This window comes from Desemzia sp. FAM 23990 (assembly GCF_045528485.1).
Classification (GTDB): domain Bacteria; phylum Bacillota; class Bacilli; order Lactobacillales; family Carnobacteriaceae; genus Desemzia.
The window spans coordinates 1-255 of record NZ_JBGQQW010000088.1 but is presented as its reverse complement, the minus strand read 5'-3'; the positions used below and the strand labels follow the sequence as shown (position 1 = coordinate 255).

General features: G+C 37.3%; 1 pseudogene. It reads right to left on the bottom strand.

Annotation, left to right across the window (positions count from 1 at the left end):
* A pseudogene (locus ACEN4I_RS13580) lies at window positions 1–255 on the bottom strand (IS4/IS5 family transposase); the annotation flags it as partial.

Genomic DNA, 255 nt, shown 5'->3' with positions numbered 1-255 from the left:
CTTTTTGATCTTGAATAGTCACTAAACGAAATCGGGAAGTTAGATAGTTTTGAGCACCTAATGCGACCAATTGGTCGCTGATAATAGAGTCTTCTTTGGAAGCTGCTAATGTTTCCAAAACATGAACTTTTGTATTCTTTTTGATTCTCGTCACAAAGAAATAACCATTCCAGTGCATTTTATCCATTCGTTCGAAATCTAGGTAACCACGATCGAATACATAAGTTGCCTCAGGTTGATTGACCAACACTTCCA